General features: G+C 59.9%; 13 protein-coding genes. 3 read left to right on the forward strand and 10 right to left on the reverse strand.

Annotation, left to right across the window (positions count from 1 at the left end):
- The coding region (locus B5V00_RS15395; RefSeq protein ID WP_172399780.1) for a right-handed parallel beta-helix repeat-containing protein at positions 1-5,792 on the reverse strand (5,792 nt) is incomplete at its 3' end.
- 625 nt (positions 5,793-6,417) lie between these two features.
- Here B5V00_RS15395 and B5V00_RS15400 point away from each other — a divergent pair.
- Both B5V00_RS15400 and B5V00_RS15405 read left to right on the forward strand, forming a co-directional pair.
- Positions 6,418-7,002 carry an SCO family protein gene (locus tag B5V00_RS15400; RefSeq protein WP_085011696.1) on the forward strand — a complete coding sequence of 195 codons (585 nt, stop codon included), beginning with the start codon at positions 6,418-6,420 and terminating at the stop codon, positions 7,000-7,002.
- Positions 7,003-7,004: 2 nt separating this feature from the next.
- Positions 7,005-8,693, forward strand: a complete 1,689-nt coding sequence (locus tag B5V00_RS15405) for an ABC transporter substrate-binding protein (RefSeq protein WP_085011697.1) — start codon at positions 7,005-7,007, stop codon at positions 8,691-8,693.
- A 123-nt stretch (positions 8,694-8,816) separates the two neighbouring features.
- Here B5V00_RS15405 and groL read toward each other — a convergent pair whose 3' ends face one another.
- From groL to glmU, 9 genes are all read right to left on the reverse strand, one after another.
- Positions 8,817-10,460 carry a chaperonin GroEL gene (groL, locus tag B5V00_RS15410; RefSeq protein ID WP_085011698.1) on the reverse strand — a complete coding sequence of 548 codons (1,644 nt, stop codon included), beginning with the start codon at positions 10,458-10,460 and terminating at the stop codon, positions 8,817-8,819.
- A gap of 48 nt (positions 10,461-10,508) precedes the next feature.
- Entirely contained in the window at positions 10,509-10,796 is a 288-nt protein-coding gene (groES, locus tag B5V00_RS15415) for a co-chaperone GroES (protein WP_085011699.1), read from the reverse strand.
- A 181-nt stretch (positions 10,797-10,977) separates the two neighbouring features.
- Positions 10,978-11,505 (reverse strand): hypothetical protein, encoded by a 528-nt coding sequence (locus tag B5V00_RS15420; protein ID WP_085011700.1) that lies wholly within the window; start codon positions 11,503-11,505, stop codon positions 10,978-10,980.
- Between the two features lie 29 nt (positions 11,506-11,534).
- Positions 11,535-12,491 (reverse strand): arsenosugar biosynthesis radical SAM (seleno)protein ArsS, encoded by a 957-nt coding sequence (gene arsS / locus B5V00_RS15425; protein WP_085011701.1) that lies wholly within the window; start codon positions 12,489-12,491, stop codon positions 11,535-11,537.
- 80 nt (positions 12,492-12,571) lie between these two features.
- Positions 12,572-12,943, reverse strand: coding sequence for a response regulator (locus B5V00_RS15430; RefSeq protein WP_085011702.1), 372 nt, complete (start codon positions 12,941-12,943; stop codon positions 12,572-12,574).
- 153 nt (positions 12,944-13,096) lie between these two features.
- Positions 13,097-15,286 carry an ATP-dependent helicase gene (locus tag B5V00_RS15435; RefSeq protein ID WP_085011703.1) on the reverse strand — a complete coding sequence of 730 codons (2,190 nt, stop codon included), beginning with the start codon at positions 15,284-15,286 and terminating at the stop codon, positions 13,097-13,099.
- Positions 15,279-17,072, reverse strand: coding sequence for a chloride channel protein (locus tag B5V00_RS15440; protein WP_245803997.1), 1,794 nt, complete (start codon positions 17,070-17,072; stop codon positions 15,279-15,281). Before B5V00_RS15440 ends, B5V00_RS15435 begins: the two co-directional genes overlap by 8 nt.
- Positions 17,073-17,080: 8 nt before the next feature.
- Entirely contained in the window at positions 17,081-18,910 is a 1,830-nt protein-coding gene (gene glmS / locus B5V00_RS15445; RefSeq protein WP_085011704.1) for a glutamine--fructose-6-phosphate transaminase (isomerizing), read from the reverse strand.
- 102 nt (positions 18,911-19,012) lie between these two features.
- A complete protein-coding gene (gene glmU / locus B5V00_RS15450) occupies positions 19,013-20,395 on the reverse strand; it encodes a bifunctional UDP-N-acetylglucosamine diphosphorylase/glucosamine-1-phosphate N-acetyltransferase GlmU (protein ID WP_085011705.1) in 1,383 nt (460 codons plus the stop codon).
- A gap of 215 nt (positions 20,396-20,610) precedes the next feature.
- Between glmU and B5V00_RS15455 the strand changes: the two genes are divergently transcribed.
- Positions 20,611-21,150: an MXAN_5187 C-terminal domain-containing protein gene (locus tag B5V00_RS15455; RefSeq protein WP_085011706.1), complete on the forward strand. Its 540-nt coding sequence runs from the start codon at positions 20,611-20,613 to the stop codon at positions 21,148-21,150.

Here is a 21,150-nt window from a genome sequence, read left to right on the forward strand (position 1 = left end):
AATACCTGCGGTCGTTGCCGAATCGTAAAGACCTGGTCGGAATCATCTCTGCTCAACCATTGCCCGGTTACGGCATCTTTGGCAGTCACGCGAACCAAGGCCGTGGTGGTGGAAGTGTTCGGCACCTGCCATTGCAAACTGGAACCAGCAACTCCACTCTGGATGACAGTCCAAGTTGTACCAGTGTCAAGGGAATAGAGTACTGTGTAGTTCACATTGCCGGAAACCGCTGTCCAATCAATCGTTGAAACAGAGTTCCCTTGCAAAACCTCTCCCCCATTAGGGGACAATACCTGCGGTCGTTGCCGAATCGTAAAGACCTGGTCGGAATCATCTCTGCTCAACCATTGCCCGGTTACGGCATCTTTGGCAGTCACGCGAACCAAGGCCGTGGTGGCGGGGGTGTTCGGCACCTGCCATTGCAAACTGGAACCAACAACTCCACTCTGGATGACAGTCCAAGTTGTACCAGTGTCAAGAGAATAGAGTACTGTGTAGTTTGCCATCGCACTGTAAGTCACCCAAGAAATAGTTACGTTGGATGCCCCCAAAAACCTCTCCCCACCATTCGGTGAAACAACCCTGAAACTGGTGTTCTCATCCGCTCCGAGATCTTCTGCCGAACCGGTCGGTCTGATATCGCCGTCATAATCAAAAGCCAATTCGCTCGGCGCTACCGTCTGCCCCGCATCAAGGGCAGGAGAAGTCAGCGTGATGTGATAATCACCCAGCCCGATATTCAGCTCGGTAAAGCGTACTGAAATATTATTCCCGCCCTCATCAAGGGTCGCCGCGCTCTGCAGGGTGTTCTGGTAGGAGAGGGCGAACTGCGGGTTGCCGGTGATATTGCTGCCGGTGTTGTAGTTCTCACCGTTGAAACCGGTGAAACTTGTCAACAGCGAACTGGTCGGGTTGAGGGCGCTGGTTCCCGGGACCGCCTCGCCGGTGATGCCGAGGTCCCAGACGCCGTCCAGGGTGATAGCGGCGCCGCCGACATTGATCCCCTGGTGGTGATAGGCCCGGTTCTGATAGATGATATTGTTGACCAGTGTCGGGTCGGGAATCGCCGTTCCGGCAGCAGTCGCCAGGGCGCCACTGTGAACATTGGCCTGAATTCCCGCCGGCATCGGCGTGGAGGGATCCAGGTTGCCGGTGGGGAAGGCTGCCAGAGCAGTAGCCGTGCTGTCATTGTTGGCGATGGTATTGTTGCTGATATCAACGTTGATTGCATCCTGCAGTGAAATCCCGCCGCCGCCCATGGCGGCAACATTGTTGACGATCATGTTGTTGTAAATCTTGGCGACAGCACCGAGATCCGCCGCTGTATTGAGCCCGGAAATACGGATTCCGCCACCGTAACCGGCCCCTGACATGTTGCTCTGGATCAGGTTGGCGTTGATGGTCACCGACCCGCTGCCGGTGCCACCGGTTTCGTTGCCGATGAAGATGCCGCCGCCGTCGCCGCCGCCGGGAGCGAAGTAGAAGACTTCGTTGAGGGCGATGATATTGTCCTGGATCCTGCCGCCACCACTGGTACCGATGTGGCTGATACCGGCGCCGAACCAGCGGCTGAAGTTGCCCTCGATCAGGTTGTTGGCGACAAGGTAGTTGGTGGAACCGGAGTAGAGGCTGATACCACCGCCGCCATTGACACCGGAATTCTTCAACACCAGGTTGTCATGGATATAGACGCCCGGGTTGTTCTTGATCGTCTGCGGGACGCCGACGGTAATACCGCCACCGTACTGGCCCTGGTTACCGGTGATCTCATTGTTGCTGATTTCAACCTGGTATCCACCATCCAGCACGTAAATGCCGCCACCGACCGTTGACCCGGTCAGGTAGAAACCATCCACCTTGGCGTGATCACCGTCGGCGACAAAAGCATTGCCGGTGGCATTGCCCATCACCAGGATAACCGGTACCTCGTTGGCGGCATTGACGGTTCCGCCGAGGCCGGTCAGTTTGTCCCGCCAGTCCTGGATAATCGCCTGCGAGGAGGGCCGGCCATTGATGATGGTTCCCCGACCCGAGCCCTGCAGGGTCACTTCTTTGTACAGAATCACGTTCTCGTTATAGGTCCCGGCCGCGACAAAGATACGGTCTCCGGGGAGGGTCTGAACAGCGTCAATCGCTGCCTGGATCGAACCATAAGGGAAGTCAACCGAACCGTCAGGCGTTGAGCTGCCGGGGTAGGCAACAAAAACGTCCTTACCGAGTCCGCAGCCACCGAAGACCACCGAAACAGCGTTCCGGCTCTTGTTGCCGTTATCCCCCCGGGTCACATAAAGCGGGCCGCCGGTCGTGGCTCCAACCGGAACCGTGGCCGTAATGGTCGCGTCCGTCCAGCTGGTAATCGTCAGGGCGACGCCATGCATGGTCACCGTACCCGGAACGGTACCGAAACCAAAATCGCGGGTAATAACGGCAGAGCTGCCCTGAACCGCCGGGTCGTAATCGGGATTCGGCACCTGGGTGGCGCCGGCCGAAGTCAGGGTCAGGGTTTCGCCCGTGGCACAGACCAGTGGTGCCAGGCCGCTGGGACCGACAACCGAATCGATCACCGGAACCCCATCAGCCGGATTGACATCGAGCGAAGTACTCGGATAACCGACAAAGGCCGCGGTCGGGACGATCGGTGAGTCGATATAGCTGGTGCGCCCCGGTTCAAACTGGAATACCCAGGGGGTAATCGCGTAGTTCGGATCGAAGTGCGGGTCACTGATGCGCGGTCCGGTCGGGTTGGCCGGATCCTGCATCAGGGGATCATTGAGGATGATGTTGAGCATCGACAGGGTCACCCCTGAAGGTGATGCCTGGTCAACGGAATAAGTTCCAGGCGCGAGGAACTCATATGTGCCGAATTCATCGCTGTAGGTATGAGCCACTTCATGCCCGGCCCAGTCCCGCAACGAGACCGGCAGCCAGGATGGGGTCATTTTCTCACCGAAGGCGGGACTGGCGGCATTGAATTCAGGCGCCACGTCATTGTTGATGAAGCCGACCCCGCGGGCCGCCTTGGGAACCTCGGTCAACAGGAAGAAGTTGGCCGCGGCGTTCACCGAAGAAACAACCGCCACCTGTTTGCGATCGCAGAGCGGCCGTGTCGTGCCGGCATAAGGCGCGGCAATCAGGTCGGCCGGGTCGACCCCGGGCAACTCCGTCGTTCCATCCGAGTTGAATGTCAGATAAGCCGGAACCGTGTGCGGGTCACCGACACAGACCGGGGGAAGAATCTTGGTGCTGGGAATGTACTGCTCGCCGAAATCAACATTCTTGTTTTCTTCCTTGAGCAATTCATAGCCGGGCGGGGTGGCCGCCTCGACAATATAGGTGCCCGACGTAAGCGGTACAGGAGTATCCGTGCCGAAACCGGCCCCCAGGCTGCGTTCGTAATGGTCAAAGAAGGCATAACCGCCGTCGAAGACACCGGGCCGGACCTGGTTCCAGGTCCCATAGCCGTCATAGCATTCGGCTACCGTCGACCCATGCACCACCGGCAGGCTCTGATGAACGCATCCGGTCGGCTTGTTGTCGTTCCAGCTGTCGGTATAGACAATCTGCACCGCATCACCGAAATCGAAGGTACCGTTGTTGTTGCGGTCCACATCCTCCGGTCCCCTGGTGTAGGTCGGTCCCGGAGCGACCATGGGATTCCAGTTGAAGGGATAGTTGTCGACATCGGCCAGCCGAGGTTGGCCGCCGCCCAGCGCGCAGGTCGGGTCAATGGCGCCAGCAGCATCGAAACAGTCGATAACCTGGTCGCCGTCGCTGTCATCATAGAGAGCAACCTGGACATCCGGAATCCCCGGTTCCCAGATTTCGGCAACAGCGATACGGGGGTCATCCTCGGCACGGGTTACGGCGTAATGGACGATGCCGGAAATGCCGCCGTTCTCATCGTCAGGAGTACCATACTGGCCATCCGGCCCCGGCCCGTAGAGGTCCTTGCCCCAGTCGATGACGTTGGTCTGGTTGAGGTAGAGCTGCATCGCCTGGAGCAGCACCGGACCGGTCTCGGTACGGGAAAGATTGTTGCCGGTATTGGGATTGACGGTCGCCTGGCTCTGCGGCGCCAACTGGTCAAAGGACGGGATCGTCCACCCGCTGGCGGCCGGAATCGTCCCTCCTTTGTCAACGGCCGTGGTCATGCCGGTCGCCTTGTAGCGCAGGAAATCAACCTCGGCGACCAGCCACTTGAAGAACGGGAAAACCTCGGGGAGGGAATAATCCCCCTCCGGATCGGTCACTGTCGCCTGGTAAATGGTGCCGTCACGGAAACGGATGTTGACCGCCTGGCTCATGATGCCGACTTCGCCGGGATCGCGGAAACCGTTGTGCGCCTTGGCCGGGTTGCCGCCACCGTCATCCTTGAAGACGTTGCCGACCAGGGTCCCGAACCAGCGGTTCGACATCCAGGTGCGGTTGATGTCACGTGATCCGCTGACTGGGTCGGGAACCTGCACCGGATGAAAACCGAACAGGGCGTCGAGCGGCTTGTCCCAGGTCACCAGCTGGTAGCTGTTGTCGGGAACATTGTTGATGACAAAATTGCTGGTCGCGTCGCAGGGTGCCGCGTAGAGCCCCTGTCCGGTGATACCGTCGTTGATACCGACCCAGCAGTCAGCGACCGGCGGACCGATGTCAAAGGTCATGTTGTTCGGTGGCGCGGCATAGTGATTGAAACGGTTCTGCCCGCGAATAACGCCAGTCGCGGTGGTGCGATCGACATAATGCGGATCGTTGGTGTCAGTGATATTCCACGGCAGCTCCGCCGGAACGACAAAACCGTAGAACATGTGCCAGGGAGAAGCGGCACCGAACTGCTCGATGAAGAAACGCGCTTCATCGGCCATCACCCAGGCGTCAACCGTCGGCGTCCCCTCGATGGTCGAAGTCAGGATGTACTCCTTGCCGTCATGCGGCGGGTAGACGATAACCCCGTACTTGCCGGGGCGCAGGTACTTGATCAGCGCCTCACCCGGCATCAGGTTCCAGGGGTTGAGGCTCGGATCAGCCGTAACCGGTGTGCTGGTATCGCAGATACTCTGTCGTTCGGGCACCGGGGTGGTATCGACGGCAAACCCCTGGGCCTTGCAGTAGTCGGCCTCGGTCAGGGTCGTGACCGTGCCGGTGCCATAGGCGACCACGATCGGGTTGCCGGCGGCATCGAGCGTCGGCGCGCCGGTCACGGCATTGAACTGGTAGGTGGTGCCGAGCGGATTACCGAAGGCGTCGGTCCACAGGGGACCGCCCCAGGCATCGCTGATCACCACCGAAGCGCCGCCGATGCCGGGCTCCTGCTGGAGGTTGTCCGGAGCATTGTTGATCGGCCAGTGGTCACGGAACGCGAAGACCGAAATCTGGGCGGTCGGCAGAGGCATCTGGTTGACCACCACCGTCACGCTGCCGGCATTCGCCGGCACCTGGGTGCCGCTCAGAGCGTATCCCGAGTTCGGCATGACCGAAACATAGTAGCGCTCAGCCGGGTCGACATCGATCGCGACCGGACCGGTCGCCCTCCCCTGGGCCGGCTGGGCCGGATCAGTGTTCTGCAGCATGGCCAGCGGCGCATAACTGTTGTGGATGGCAAAGGAGGCCTGATTGGCAGTGGGATTGACCTTGTCCACCGTCGGATCTGTATCGAAGGTATTGTCCACCTCGACCAGGTAGCGGAACTCAGTGGTAATGGGGGTTCCGTTGCCATCAACCACGTTGAGGGTGAAGGCCTCCGCCTGAAGTGCCGCCAGGCCAAGAAGTGCGGCCGTGATGACCAGAGTTCTCGTACTCACTGCACGTCTGAAAAATTGCTGCATCCCCAATGTCCACATATGCTGCCTCCTTGCCTGAGACGCGTTAAACTGTTTGGCCATCAAGCTGTTGTTTGTTCCGGGATGGCTCGATATTGAGAGCTTGAAACCAAAAAAATCGCGACAAAATCCGCGCTGAAGGGAGATATCGAAAACCTGTCGCCCGCCGGTCCTGCCATAGCTGAAAAGATCAGTTCATACTTGAGAGGATAACCCTGTTTCATGAGAGCCAATCGACAGTTCCGGAAGTGCTTCACCCCGGTTCGAAACTGTGCAAATGCCCACTTGCGTAGAAAAACTCTAGAATGAAAACCGAAAAGGTCAAGTTTTATTCCCGTTATTTTTTGCTAACATGGACAAAAGGAGGACCAGGTAAAACTGAATGGTCAGAGGAGAGTAAAACGTATCTTCAAGAAAAGTCTATGGGGAGAAATCCCCGTTTTTAAGGTAGGATTTTCCTACCTGGCCGCCCCGATCATCGTTCGATTCGTCCGACAATCCTCGGGGAAACTGCTAGTATGCTTCAGACTTGAATCCATCGGTTCATGCCCGCGAACCGGGCTGATGCCGCAGAAACCCGACTTAATCCCTGAACTGGATAAATGCCATGTCTCTCCGACTCCTGTTTCCGCCCGGCTTCTTTTTTCTCGTCCTGCTGCTCACCTTCGTCAGCGGAACTCCAGCCTCGGCCAAATATGAACGCAGTCTCGAAACCTATCTGGCGCCCGATGTCACCCTGATCAACCAGGACCGCCAGCCGGTCCAGCTGAGACAACTCCTCAACAGCGGCAAACCGGTCCTGCTCGACTTCATCTATGCCACCTGCACCACGATCTGCCCGGTCCTCTCCGCCGGATTTTCCAACCTGCAGAAAAAACTCGGGGATGAAGCCGCCGGAGTCCAGTTCGTCTCGATTTCCATCGACCCCGAGCATGATCGGCCGGAAATCATGAAAACCTACCTTACCCGTTACCGTGCCCGGCCCGGCTGGGACTACCTGACCGGGACGCGGACCGACATCGACCAGGTCATGCACGCCTTTGACGCCTATGTCTCAGACAAGATGTCCCACTATCCCCTGACCCTGATCAAGGTGCCGGGCAAGGATCAATGGCTGCGCATCTACGGCCTGACCAGTACCCGTGATCTCCTCAGGGAATATCGGCAGCTCTACCCCGGGAAAGCAAAATAGGCATGCGATGGCTCTATGGCTTTCTGCTGTCGGTTTTGTTCCTGCTCGGATCCGCGGCCCCCGGGCAGACGGTAAATCTTGTCGGCGGCCTGACCCCGGATCAGGCCATCAAGGCCGGAGAGCGCATGTACCGTGAAGGAATTCTTCCTTCCGGCAAACCGATGCAGGCCCTGGTGCAGGGCGACATCCCGGTTGACGGGCGCATGTTCACCTGCCGGAACTGCCATCTGCGCAGCGGCCTCGGAACGGCTGAAGGAACCATCATTTCCCTGCCAACCAACGGTCGCAAACTGTTCCGCACCCTGCATCGTGGATCAGAAATTGAAACCAACCCGCCGCGGCACCTGCTGGCCAGGCCCTTTCAAAGCGAGGATATCCGCCCGACCTACACCGATGAAAGCCTGGCCGATGCCATCTGGACCGGGAGAACACCGAGCGGTCGCGAGCTGAGCGCGTCGATGCCGCGCTACCTGCTCGACCCCCCGGACATGGACATCCTGGTTTATTATCTGAAGCATCTTTCTACCGACTTTTCCCCGGGAGTCGACAAACAGACCCTCTTTTTCGCCACCGTCATCACTGACGAGGTCCCTGCAAAAGACCGTCGCTCCATGCTCGGCGTTCTGCAGGCCTACATCCGGGACCACAACGCCCGCTCCCGACATGACGAAAAACGTGCCCGCCACGGCCCTTTCTATCGTCAGGACCGCTTCGCCCCCTACCGTCGCTTTGATCTCAGCATCTGGGAACTGCATGGTCCACCCTCAACCTGGGAAAAACAACTCACGGATTACGCGGCCCGCAAACCGGTCTTTGCCCTGCTGGGAGGAATCTCAACCCGGGACTGGACCCCGATTGACAACTTCTGCAACAAAAATAAAATTCCGTGCATCTTCCCGGTGACTGACAACCCCGGGCTGAACCCCGACAACTGGTACACTCTCTATTTTTCCCGGGGACTGGTTGAAGAAGCAGAAACTGCGGCCCGCTATCTGGCCGGCAACAAAACGGAAACGGTTCCCCCGTTGCTGGTGTACGACAACACTGCGCGCAGCCGAACCCTGACTGAAGCCTTCATCCGCCAGTGGACAACCCTGGGACAAAAGCCGATCCGCACCCTGCAGTTGCCGACCGGCACTCAGGCGCGTCGGGCGTTCTGGCAAAGAATCCTTGCGTCAGGACAACAGGCGTCGCTGGTTCTCTGGCTGCAGCGGAGCGCGATGAAGGAACTCTTCACCCTGGCCCCGCGGCATAGCGCTCTGCAATCCCTGTTGCTCTCCTGGAGGATGCTTGACAACAGCAGCGCCGGACTGCCGGAATCCTGGCGCGACAAGATCCGCCTGACCTACCCCTACCGGTTGCCGGGACAGTTGAACAGCCGCCTCAGCTTTGTCAAATCATGGCTCAGGTTGAAAAAACTGCCGATAGAGAATCTGTACATCCAGGCCCAGACCTATTTTCTCGGCTGGGTTCTTACCGGCAGCACACGAATGATGGGAGATGACTTCTACCGGGACTACTTCCTCGATGTCATCGACATGATGAACGATGAAGTCTATGCCATTGCGACCGTTCCGAGGGCCAGCTTCGGCGCCGGACAGCGTTATGCCGTCAAGGGTTGCTACATTGTCGGGCTGGATGGAAAGGACCCGGCAAAGCTGGTGCCGCTGACGCCTTGGGTGGTTTATTGAGATGTGAGATGTGAGATGTGAGATAATTGTGGTTTCAGCCGGCATGGCTGTCAACGTACAAAGCCCCCGGCCGATTCTCGGCCGGGGGCTTTTTTGCGCGTTAAACGGGATTCAAGCAGCTTATTACATCATGCCGCCCATGCCGCCCATGCCGCCCATGTCGGGCATGCCGCCGCCGGCAGGAGCTTCATCCTTCGGCAGATCAGCGATGCAGGCCTCGGTGGTCAGCATCAGGCCGGCAACCGACGCGGCGTTCTGCAGAGCCGAACGGGTCACCTTGGTCGGGTCGATGATACCGGCTTCGATCAGGTCACCGTACTCACCGCTGGCGGCGTTGAAGCCGAAAGCGCCTTTGCCGTTGAGGACCTTGTCAACCACGATGGATCCTTCAACACCGGCATTGGCGGCAATCTGCCGCAGCGGCTCTTCAAGGGCGCGACGGACGATGGCGACACCGAACTTCTGCTCGCCTTCAGCCTTGACCTTGTCCAGGTCGGCAACGGCACGCAGCAGAGCAACCCCGCCACCGGCGACGATCCCCTCTTCAACCGCGGCGCGGGTCGCATGCAGGGCATCTTCGACGCGAGCCTTCTTCTCCTTCATCTCGGTCTCGGTGGCGGCGCCGACCTTGACCACGGCAACCCCGCCGACCAACTTGGCGAGACGCTCCTGCAGTTTCTCACGATCGTAATCGCTGCTGGTCTCCTCGATCTGGGCACGGATCTGCTTGACGCGGCCCTCGATGTCGGCTTCGCTGCCGGCACCATCGATGATGGTGGTGTTGTCCTTGTCGATGACGATCCGCTTGGCGGTACCGAGCATGTCAAGGGTAGCGGCCTCGAGGCTGAAACCGACTTCCTCGGAAATCACCCGGCCACCGGTGAGGACGGCGATATCTTCGAGCATCGCCTTACGACGGTCACCGAAACCGGGGGCCTTGACGGCGGCGACATTGAGAGTGCCGCGCAGCTTGTTGACCACCAGGGTCGCCAGCGCTTCACCTTCGACATCCTCGGCGATGATCATCAGCGGCCGACCCTGCTTGGCGACCGGCTCAAGGATCGGCAGCAGGTCCTTCATGTTGCTGATCTTCTTGTCGTGGATCAGGATCAGGGCGTCTTCCATCACCGTTTCCATGCGCTCGGCATCAGTGACGAAGTAGGGGGAGAGGTAGCCGCGATCGAACTGCATCCCTTCGACGGTCTCCAGGGTGGTCTCCATCGACTTGGCTTCCTCGACGGTGATGACCCCTTCCTTGCCGACCTTCTCCATCGCCTCGGCGAGAATGTTGCCGATGGTCTCGTCGGAGTTGGCCGAGATGGTGCCGACCTGAGCGATCTCGGTGTGATCCTTAATCGGCTTGGAAAGCTCTTTCAGGGACGCGACCGCCACTTCGACCGCCTTGTCGATGCCGCGCTTGATTTCCATCGGGTTGTGCCCGGCGGTCACCAGCTTGACGCCCTCGCGATAGATGCCCTGGGCGAGCACGGTGGCGGTGGTGGTGCCGTCACCGGCGATATCGGACGTCTTGGAAGCAACTTCCTTAACCAGCTGGGCGCCCATGTTCTCAAACTTGTCTTCGAGCTCGATTTCCTTGGCGACGGTCACGCCGTCCTTGGTGATCAGCGGAGCGCCGAAGGATTTTTCGATCACGACATTACGGCCCTTGGGACCGAGAGTCACTTTGACGGCATTGGCCAGGCTGTTGACACCGACCAGAATTTTCGCGCGGGCGTCCTGCCCGAATTTGATTTCTTTTGCAGCCATGTTGGTGAATCCTCCTCGTTATGTGTTCGTGCAGCGCGACGCGCTGTGTTATTCGACGATCCCCATGACGTCGTCTTCACGCATCATCAGGTATTCCTTGCCGTCAACCTTGACTTCGGTGCCCGCGTACTTGCCGAACAGCACCGTGTCACCGGCCTTGACATCAAGCGGCAGAACCTTGCCGTCCTCGGTCTTTTTGCCGTTGCCGACGGCGATAACCTTGCCCTGCTGCGGTTTTTCCTTGGCGGTATCGGGAATGATCAACCCGGAGGCGGTGGTGGTTTCCTCTTCGAGGCGTTCGACGATGATGCGGTCATGCAGTGGTCTGATGTTCATTTTCTACAACTCCTTTCAGTGATAATGAATAGACTGGTCTGCCCAGTAGACTGGCGAGTGAAAGAGTTCCATTGTTAGCACTCGACGGCGATGAGTGCTAACAATGGAACAGGGCTAAATATAATCAGCCTTCAGCGATTGTCAAGGTCTTTTTGCAGGGAATTTTGAAGAGGGGGACTGCTCAGGATCCGGCCAGGGATTTCAGCAGTTTCTGCGCCAGGGTGGTGGCGATATCGGTCGCCAGGCGGCGGCGCTGAACAAGGATATTGCTGTAATCGTGTTCGAAGAAAATCTCACGGGGATATTCCATCACCAGGGTCGGTTCAGGCTGCCCCGGCTGGAAGAGTTTCAGGCGGCTGCGGGAACGGATGGTGGTGGCACAGCAGCCCGACTCCTCGACATAGGCGAACAGATCACCGGTCAGGTAATAATGGTCGGCCAGCCAGTCTTTATCAATGGTGGACAGATCCTGCTTGAGGATGACGAATTCGTAACGGTCAGCCGCACCCTCGGCGTTCAGGGCATCGACAAACTGGTCGAAAATGCCTTCTTCCACCTCCCGCGGCACCATCACCGTGGTGAAGGGGACAACATAGATCTTTTCGTTCGGCGGGACCACGGAAAAACCTTTTCCGGTATGGACCGCCGGTCGCTGATGACAGGCGCTCAACAGGACCAGGCTCAACAACAGAATCGCAACAGACTTCATGATTCGCACCATCTCCCAACCAGGCATCATCAGGCGACCAGGGCGCCGCCGCAGGAAGAACCGCAGCCGGCGGTACAACCGAAGCAGTGACTGCCGGTGGCAATGGTTCGTCCATCCAGGCACCCGGGATCGAGATCGTCGATATGCTGCGGCAGGCCATCCTGAAGCCCGAGCCCAAGCACAATGTTGAAGTCACAGTCGGCCAGGGTCCCATCCCAGGCGACACAGATCTGGTGACGACACATCAGGCCGTCCACCGTCATCGGGTTGAAGGAATCCTCCAGCAGGGCGCGATAGTTCTCCTCCTGTTCCCGACGCCGCAGGTCCTCAAGAAACCGGCCGATGGGCATATTGGTAATCGTCAGCAGACGGGTGAACTCGACCCCGTGTTCCTGCCGCAGGTAGTCGCGATAGTCGTTTTCCAGTCCTTCCTGGCCGGGGGGAAGGCTGGGACCGCCGGGGTTGAAGACCAGGTTCAGCGGCAGCTGCGGGTCGCGGCCGTAACCGAGACTGTTCAACAACCGCAACGCCTCGATGCTGCGACGATAGACACCGCTGCCGCGCTGGGCATCAACATTACTGTCGAGGTAGCAGGGTAGGGAGGCAACCAGCTGCACCTGCTGGTCGCGAAAGAAATCCGGGGTCTGCTGCTGACCTTCTTCAAACAGGACGGTCAGATTGGTTCGCACCTGAACCGGATGCCCGCTTTTGCGCAACCCGGCAATAAACGGTTTGAGTCCCGGATTCAGTTCCGGTGCGCCGCCGGTAATATCGACCTGGCTGCCGGGAAAGGCATCGGCCAGACGCCGCACCGACTGCATGGTCTGAGCACTCATGACTTCGGTCCGACGGGGGGAACCCTCGACGTGGCAGTGACGGCAGCTGAGATTGCAGCGCAGACCGACATTGACCTGGATGATACGGGGGATGTCCGCATTGAGATCCCGGCCGGTATTCTTCCGGACGGTACGATCGAACTCGTTCATCGGTTCTCCAGAAAAGGCGCGCGGATCAACCGAACGCGGTGAACAGTGACAACTTCAGTTCCCGGCGGCTCCCACCGCAGTCAGGAAGAGAGCAGGCGATTGATTTCCTCCAGCAGCAACGACCGGCTGAGCGGCTTCTGCAGGAACCCGTCGGCTCCGGACTGACGGGCGAGGCGTCGCAACTCGTCGCGCGGCTTGGTCGAGATCAGCACCACCGGAATCGTCCGACTTACCTCCCGCGATTTCATGCGCCGAGCCTTGCGGTCGCCGGAAACATCCGGCAGGACCACGTCCATCAGGATCAGGTCGGGCGGCGGGGACGCTTCAATCAACGGGTTGGCCGACAGCGCGCACTCGGCCGTAACCACTTCAAACCCGGCTTCATCCAGCATATCCCGGGTAATTTCACGAGTCAGACGACAGTCATCAACGACCAGAATCTTCTGCGACATTGCCCCCCCTGATGAAGTCACCAGAATACGCCTGAACAGTGGCCCAAACCGGCCGATTTCACTTATTCAAATACTGGCATTAATGATGTAACCATAACACAGCACACGACAATACTGTCAACGCCGGCGGCAATCCGGCCGACCGAAAGGATCTCAGGCGGGCTCCAGACCGGCGAACTTGAGCAACAGTTTTTTCGCGCCGACCGTATTGAAAAAGACAATCACCTTCTGATTGTCTCCCCGCCCCTCGATACGCCGTACGGTCCCCAGGCCGAACTTGACGTGCCGCACCCGCAGGCCGATACGCAACCCCTCCTCGGCTTCGGGAACCAGTCGCACCTCCTCGAAACCGGTTTCCGGTTCCTCAATCTCCGGAGCCTGAGGCACCTGGGAAAAAACCGAGGCCAGGTTGTGCTCCGCGGGTCTGCGCAGACCGGAGTCGGCCGGTTGCGCCAGCAGGCGCAGCGGGATTTCATCCAGGAAACGGCTGCGGGCATTGTACTGGTAACTGCCGAATACCCGCCGCCGCCGGGCGTGTGTCAGAAAAAGCCGACGCATGGCGCGGGTCATGCCGACATAGCAGAGCCGTCGTTCCTCCTCGACATCCTCCTCATCGCCACTGCGACTGTGCGGAAAGAGTCCTTCTTCCATACCGGTCATGAAAACCACCGGAAATTCAAGCCCCTTGGCCGCGTGCAGGGTCATCAGCGTCACCCGGTCGAGGCTGCGGTCGTAGGAGTCGAGATCCGTCACCAGGGCGACCTGTTCCAGGTAATCGCCGAGACCGGCCTCGCTGCCGCGGTGTTCCTCCATTCCCTTGAGCAGTTCCTCGAGGTTCTGCAGCCGTTCCTTCGCCTCGCGGGTCTTCTCTTCACGCAGAGCCGGACCGTAGCCGGTTTCCTCGATCAGTTCGGCGGTCAGTTGCGGGTAAGGCAGCCTTTCCAGACGCCGCGCGAAGGAGTCCATCATTTCAACAAAGGCCCGCACCCGACGGGCGGCGGCCCCGCCCAGGCCGCCCCGCTCAAGAGCAAGGCGGCAGGCCGGGAGGAAACCGCCGGCTTCCGCCTCGAAAGGCTCGATCCTACCGACGGTGGTCTTGCCGATACCGCGCGGCGGAACGTTGATGATCCGCTTCGCCGATACCGAGTCGGCCGGGTTGACCAGCACCCGCAGGTAGGCGAGCACGTCCTTGATCTCCATGCGGGCGAAAAACTTCAGGCCGCCGAACATGGCATAGGGAATGCGCTCGCGAACCAGGGCCTCCTCCAGCACCCGGGACTGGGCATTGGTCCGGTAAAACACTGCCATGTCACGCAGATGCAGCCCGTCTCCGCGCAATTGGCCGATCTGCCGGGCGACAAACCGTGCTTCTTCAAGATCATCCGGCAGGGCTTCCAGGACCAGCGGTTCCCCGGCATCGTTTTCGGTCCAGAGGGTTTTGCCCTTACGATCGACATTCCGCGACACCACCTCGCCGGCCGCTTCGAGGATGGTCCCGGTCGAACGGTAATTCTGTTCCAGACGGATGGTGACGGTACCGGGATAGTCCCGCTCGAAGCCGAGAATATTACCGATCTCGGCTCCGCGCCAGGCATAGATCGACTGGTCATCGTCGCCGACCACGCAGAGGTTGCGGTGTTCCCGCGCCAGCAGGTCGACCAGCCGATACTGGACGCCGTTGGTATCCTGAAACTCATCCACCAGCAGGTAGTGAAAGCGCTGCCGCCAGCGTTCCAGCACTTCGGGATGTTCGCTGAACAGTCGCACGGTCAGCAGCAGCAGGTCACCGAAATCAACCGCATTGGCCTGCTGCAGGCGCTGCTGGTACAGGGCATAAAGATCATCGATCAGCTCTTCGAGGTAACCGCCGGCCGGCAGCTGTCCCGGCAGCAGGCCGTTGTTCTTGGCCCGGTCGATAGCCGCGGCCAGGGCGTTCGGCCGCAGGGTCTTTTCACTGATACCGCGCTCGGCGAGCAGATCCTTGAGCAGCCGTTTCTGGTCCTGGTCGTCATAAATGGTGAAGTCACGGGAATAGCCGAGGGCCGCGATCTCCTGCCGCAGAATGCGGACGCAGGTGGCATGAAACGTCGCCACCCACGGCAATTCCCCCCCACCGAGCAGACGCTCAAGGCGTTCCTTCATCTCCCCGGCGGCCTTGTTGGTAAAGGTCACGGCGAGGATCTGCCAGGGCGGCACACCGCGCTCTTCAATCAGCCAGGCGACCCGATGAATCAGGGTCCGAGTCTTGCCCGACCCGGCCCCGGCCAGAATCAGCAACGGACCGTCACCATGGGTCACCGCCTGCCGCTGGGGATCGTTGAGCCCTCGCAGCAGGTTATTCATCGTCATCCCCCAGGGAGCGTGACATCAGCGCCCGGTTGTAAGCCGAGACCATGTCGCGACGGGAAATGATGCCGACCAGCTTGCGGTGCGTCTCGCGGTCGACCACCGGCAGCTGTTCAATGTTGCGATAACCGATTTTGCGCATGGCGGTATCCAGATCCTCCTCGGCGTGGGCGGTGATAACATTGACGCTGGCCAGTTCCTTGACCACCACCAGATCCATCAGGTCGCGCTCAAAAACCACTCCCATGAAATCCTGCACCGAGATGATCCCGGTCAACTCACCCTTCCGGTTGACCAGCGGGAAATTTGTGTGCCGGGTGCTGGCGATAAATTCGGCGAACTGGCCGAGGGTCATGTTCTCGGGAACCGTTTCCACGTCCCGGGCCATCACCTCGCCGACCTTGAGCGCCTTCATGATGTTGCGTTCCTTACCGGCTTCAAGGTCGATACCGGCCCGTGACAGTTCAACCGTCTCCAGGCTGTCTTTCTTGAAATGACGAGCGATGGAGGTGCCGATGACGCAGGCCAGCATGATCGGGATGATGACCTGATAGCTGTCGGTGATCTCGAACAGCAGGAAGATGGCGGTCATTGGCGCGTTGGTCGCCGCCGACAGAAAAGTTCCCATGCCGACCAGGGCGTAAGCGCCGGGAGAAAGATGGGCCTCTGGAAAAACCAGCACCGCGAGGTGGCCGAAGGCACCACCGGCCACCGCGCCGAGAAACAGACAGGGGGCAAACATACCGCCCGGGAGACCGGAGCCGAGGGTGATCGAGGTGGCCACCGCCTTGGCCAGCACCAGGCCGGCCAGCAGCCACAGGGCCCCTTCGCCGAACAGCACTGTCTCCATGAACCCGTAACCGTTGCCGAACACCTGGGGAAGGACCATGCCGATCAGTCCGACCAGCAGCCCGCCGAGGACCGGCTTGGCCAGACGCGGCAGGGGGATCGCGTCAATGCGGTCCTTGATATAAAAATGCAGGTCGATGAAACCGACCGACAGGATCCCGACAAAAATCCCCAGCAGCAGGTAGAGTCCCATTTCCCAGGGACTGTTGACGAAATAGGGGGGCGCGGAAAGTTCAGAGATATTGCCCAGCAGGGCGCGGGAAACAACCGTCGCCATACCACTGGCGATGACGATGGAGGTGAAACTGGCCAGCTCGAAGGAAGAGAGCAGGACGATTTCGGTAGCGAAAAAAACGCCGGCGATCGGCGCGTTGAAGGTCGCCGCCACCCCGGCCGCGGCACCGCAGGCGACCAGCACCTTGAGCCGGTCGCCGCTCATCTTGAACAGCTTGCCGAACTGGCTGCCGATCGTACCGCCGATAACCGCGATCGGCCCTTCCTGCCCGGCACTGCCGCCGGTACCGAGGGTGATCGCCGCCCCCAGCCCGCGGGTGAAGAGCGGTCGCAGCGGCAGCTTGGCCCCCTGCAGGTTGACCCGCACCAGGAAGCCGGCGAAACCGCCTTTCAGGTCCTTGCCGAAAAAGATCCACAACGGCAGGATCAGCAGACCGCCGAGGGCCGGCAGCAGCGCAACCAGGGCCCGCTGCGGAGTCCATTGATCGAAGGAGATCTGCAACAGGTCAAGGCTCTGTTCAAAAACCAGCTGGTGAACCAGTTCGATGGTCTGACGAAAAAGGTAATTGCCGAGGCCTCCGAGAATACCGATGAGAACCGCGAGGATGATCAGGAAGGTGTTTTCACTGATACGGATACGCGGCAGGGCTCCGGTCAGCAGGCGTTGCAGTTTTTTGAACAGGCGGTTGGCGAAAGACAAGGCAGGAATTACTCCACGGTGACGCTCTTGGCCAGGTTGCGCGGTTGATCAACATCGGTCCCTTTGATCACCGCCACGTGGTAGGCCAGCAGCTGCAACGGCACCGAGGTCAGAATCGGCATCAGTTCATCGCTGGTTTCCGGCAGTTCGATCAGCGCGTCGCACTTGTCGCGCAGACCGGTTTCGGCCCGGGTGGCCACCGCGATCACCCGACCGCCGCGTGCCCGGACCTCCTCCATGTTGGAAATAACCTTTTCGTAAGTTTCATTGTGCGGCACCAGCACCACCACCGGCAGGTTCTCATCGATCAGCGCGATTGGTCCATGCTTCATCTCTCCGGCGGGATAGCCCTCGGCATGGATGTAGGAAATCTCCTTCAGTTTCAGCGCTCCTTCCAGGGCAATCGGATACTGATTGCCGCGCCCGAGGTAGAGAAAATCTCTGGCATGGGCAAAGGCCTTGGCGATATTCTCGATCGGCACATCCAGTTCCAGGGCGGTTTCAAGCTTGCGCGGCAGGCTGACCAGCTCGGCGACCCGCCGCCGACATTCCTCGGCGCTGAGCTGCCCGCGCACCCGACCGAGACGCAGGGCGAACAGGTAGAGACCGATCAGTTGGGTGGTAAACGCCTTGGTCGAGGCGACGCCGATTTCCGGCCCGGCATGGGTATAGATGACTCCGTCGCTTTCCCGGGCGATGGAAGAGTCGACCACGTTGCAGATGCAGACGGTGCGACCGCCTTTGCCTTTCGCCTCACGCAATCCGGCCAGGGTATCGGCGGTCTCGCCGCTCTGGCTGATCAGCAGGGTCAGGGTATCCTCATCGACAATCGGATCGCGATAGCGGAATTCGCTGGCAATATCAACCTCGACCGGAATCCGCGCCAGTTTCTCGATATAGAACTTGCCGACCAGGGCCGCGTGCCAGGATGTCCCGCAGGCAATGATGAAAACCTTTTTCAGGCTTTGCAACTCCTTGTCGTCAAGACCGAGACTCTCCAGGTGGACATCGCCCTCCTCATCCTTGAGCCGACCGGCAATGGTATCGGCGACCGCCCGCGGCTGCTCATAGATTTCCTTGAGCATGAAATGTCGGTAGCCACCCTTCTCGGCCATCATCGGCGACCAGGTGATGGTTTTCGGTGTCTTCTGCAGCGGCGTGCCGGCCAGGGTCGAAACCTGCATCGACGAGCGATTGAAAACCACCAGTTCACCGTCTTCGAGAAAAACCATCTCACGGGTATGGGAGAGCATCGCCGGAATGTCCGAGGCGACGAAATATTCTCCCTGCCCCTGGCCGACCACCAGCGGGGAGCCGAGTTTGGCGGCGATCAGTTTGTCCGGCTCGGCCTCACAGAGCACCGCCACCGCATAAGCGCCGTGAACCTCGCTGAGCGCGGCGCGGACCGCGGCCTCGAAATCGCCGCTGTCGTTGAAATGCTGCTCGATCAGGTGGGCGATAATTTCGGTGTCGGTTTCCGAACGAAAGTTGTGCCCGAGACCGATCAGGCGTTCCTTGAGTTCCAGGTAGTTTTCGATGATGCCGTTGTGGACCACGACGATGACACCGGCCTGGTGCGGATGGGCGTTGGTCTCCGACGGTCGGCCATGGGTGGCCCAGCGGGTGTGTCCGATGCCGACACAGCCGGGAACCGGCTGCTGCCGCAGGAGGGTTTCAAGGTTGACCAGTTTGCCCTCGGCCCGACGAAGTGCAATGCGGCCGGCATCCAGGGCCGCGATCCCGGCTGAATCGTAACCACGGTATTCAAGCTTCCGCAACCCCTCGATGACAATATCTGAAGCCTGCTGCGATCCGATATATCCGACAATTCCACACATAGATGATCCGTTGGCGCGAAAACCGGGCAGGATTTTTCCTGCAGCCAGCTCCGCGGCCCGCTCCCCCTCGTCTGTTATTAAACCCGAACTCGCTGATTCAGGCTATTTTTTCATTTTCCGGCGCCGGACCCAGCCTTCAATCACCTTCTGCTCCACCCGCGACAGGGCCAGGGAATCGGGCGGGACATCCCGGGTGATGGTCGAACCGGCGCCGACAAGGCTGTTGCGGCCGATTCTGACCGGGGCCACGAACTGGGTGTCGGAACCGACAAAAACATCATCCTCGATCACCGTGCGGTGCTTGTTGACCCCGTCATAGTTGCAGGTGATGGTGCCGCAGCCGATATTGACGCCGCTGCCGAGTTCACAGTCGCCGAGGTAGGTCAGGTGACTGGCCTTGGAACCGAAACCGATCTCGGCCTTCTTGGTTTCAACGAAATTGCCGATCTTGTTCTCGCCGGCGAGCCGGGTTCCGGGACGCAGGTGAGCCATCGGTCCGATATCGGTACCCGGCCCGATGTCACTTTCTGCAAGGACCGAACCGGCCTTGATGTTCACCCGGTCGGCGACACGGCAGGCGTCGATGGTCACATGAGGGCCGATGGCGCAGTCACGGCCGATGACCGTCGCTCCGCGCAGGATGGTGCCCGGCAGCAGGGTGGTGTCGGCGCCGATCTCCACCCCGGCCTCGATATAGGTCGTTTCCGGATCAAGGATGCTGACCCCGTTGCGCAGATGCATGGTGTTGATCCGCCGCCGCATAATGGACTCGGCGGCCGCCAGCTGGACACGGTCATTGATGCCCATCGCCTCATCGGCATCCCCGGTCGCCAGCGCGCAGACGGTGTGTCCTGCGCGACGGGCGGCGGCCACCACATCAGTGAGATAATATTCTCCCTGGGCGTTGTCGCGGCCGACCCCGGCCAGAGCCTCAAAAACAAAGGGCACCTCGAACAGATAGATGCCGGTATTGATCTCACGAATCCGCCGCTGTTCGGCACTGGCGTCCTTCTCCTCGACGATCCCCTCGACCTGATCACCGACACGCACAATACGACCATAGCCGTACGGGTCGTCAAGTTCAGCGGTCAGGACCGTAACTGCCGCCTGCCGGTCACGGTGCAACTGCAGCAACCGTCGCAGGGTTTCCAGACGCAACAGCGGCACATCGCCGCACAACAGCAGCAGGGTTCCCCGAAAATCCTCCAGCACCGGGCGGGCGCAGAGCAGCGCGTGACCGGTCCCCAGCTGCTCCGGCTGACGAACGAAATCGACCCCGGTCGCGGCAAGAGCCGCCTCGACCTGTTCGGCGCCGTGGCCGGTCACCAGGACCGTCGGCGCGCAACCGAGCTGCCGAGCGCAGTCCAGCGGCCAGGCCGCCAGCGGCCGACCGGCCAGCGGATGCAGCACCTTGGGACGCTGCGATTTCAAGCGGGTCCCCTGCCCGGCCGCCAGAACCACTGCGGCCAACTGCGTTTCCATCATTTTTCCTCCCCCTCAGTTTCATGTCCAAGGTGCAAAAACGTCTTATTATACGCCAGCCCCCATGCCAGTCAAGCACAAGCACAATCTCCCTGCGGGAGGCGCCGACAGGCCCCGGGCGGCTATCCGCCGAAGTTCAGTAACTACCTTAAATAACCGCAATTTTCTTTGCATCGAACGACAAGTTAAGTATAGTTTCATCAATGGGAGGTATTTCCATGGATGAACGCAGGCAGATCAGCCGCATTCTCTCTGAGATCGAACAACGGATGCGCCAACTCGAAATTCACTTCGAGCAGTACTTCGGCGGGGTTGAAAAACGGGCCCCGATGCAGGAACGGGAGGAATTGGCACGCTTGCTGCGCCAGTTCGCCAACCGGCATATCATCCAGACCAACCTGCGTTTCCGCTACCAGAATCTGGCGAGCCGTTTCCACAGTTACTGCGGCCACTGGGACCGCATTCTCCGACTGATGGACGAAGGCAAGTTCGAACGCGGCAGCGGCCGCGTCTCCGCCCCGAAAAGCGCCCCGTTGCCGACCGCGGCAGAGTCCGACCGGGTTGCTCAGGTCTATAATGACCTGCGTGCCGCCTATGAGGAAACCGGCAGCGGCAAACCTCCCGAACGCGAGCAGGTCGAGGAATTCCTGGCCCGACAGGAGGAGAAAATCCGCCGCAAGTTCGGCGACCGCGAAGTGGAGTTCCGGGTTGTCGCTGAAGGGGGTAAGCCGAAGATCAAGGTCCGGGCCAGGAAGTGA

This window comes from Geothermobacter hydrogeniphilus (assembly GCF_002093115.1).
GTDB lineage: Bacteria > Desulfobacterota > Desulfuromonadia > Desulfuromonadales > Geothermobacteraceae > Geothermobacter_A > Geothermobacter_A hydrogeniphilus.